At 62.7% G+C, this 911-nt stretch carries 1 protein-coding gene; it reads right to left on the bottom strand.

Features of this window, described 5'->3' with window-relative positions; all coding sequences use genetic code 11:
* Positions 1 to 911 (bottom strand): IS3 family transposase (locus tag H7E91_RS11470; protein ID WP_182355245.1); only part of this gene is annotated, 911 nt, incomplete at both ends.

Below are 911 nucleotides of genomic sequence, written 5' to 3'. Positions count from 1 at the left end.
CGCTTCGTACTCTGTTGGGGTGCGGTAGTCCAGGGACTCGTGCAGGCGGATCGTGTTCCACCAATGGACCCAGTCCATGGTCGCCAGTTCGACCTCTGTTGCCGTTGCCCAGTGGGGCCGTGTGTAAATCAGTTCCGTCTTGTAGAGGCCGTTGACGGTCTCGGCCAGCGCATTATCGAATGCGTCGCCGACGCTGCCCACCGAGGCTCTCAGCCCGGCCTCTTCCAACCTGTTGGAATAGCTCCACGACACATACTGGGAGCCCTGATCGCTGTGATGGATCAATCCGGAAAGGGCATGATCCTGTGCCGCGGTCAACGCGTGTTCGAGAGCTTCCAGCGGGAGGGCCTCGGTGCGCATGGTCGAGCGGGTGGCCCACCCGACGATCTTGCGTGTGCACACGTCGGTGACGAACGCGGTGTAACAGAACCCGCTCGTGGTGCGCACGTAGGTGATATCGGCTACCCACAACCGGTTCGGGTGCTCAGCGCAGAATTTCCGATCGACAAGATCGGGCCGAGCAGAGGCATGTTGGGCGCGTGTGGTGGTGACCGGGGTGCGGCCCCGGACGGCCCCGCTCAGACCGGCTCTTCGCATCAGCCGGGCGACTTGGTCACGGCCCACGTCCCAGCCGGCTCGGCGCATGGCGTGCCACATCTTGCGGATCCCGTACACGCTGTAGTTCTCCTGATGAATCTGCCCCATCACGGCAATTAACGCCTGGTCTTTCAGCTCCCGGTCGCTGGGCGGGCGGGTCTTTGCTGCCCGGTAGCCTCGAGAGGTGATGAACCCACCGGCCGTCGCAGCCAGCGTGCGACAGATAACCTCGACCCCGAACTGATCCCTATACCTATCGATGTAGGCGATCATTTCGTCGTGGGGCGGTCGAGTTCCGCTGCGAAAAAAGCTGA

The sequence above is a fragment of the Flaviflexus huanghaiensis genome, assembly GCF_014118685.1.
Lineage (GTDB): Bacteria > Actinomycetota > Actinomycetes > Actinomycetales > Actinomycetaceae > Flaviflexus > Flaviflexus huanghaiensis.
Note: the sequence above shows the minus strand (reverse complement) of the source record. Positions and strands in the feature narration are given on the sequence as shown.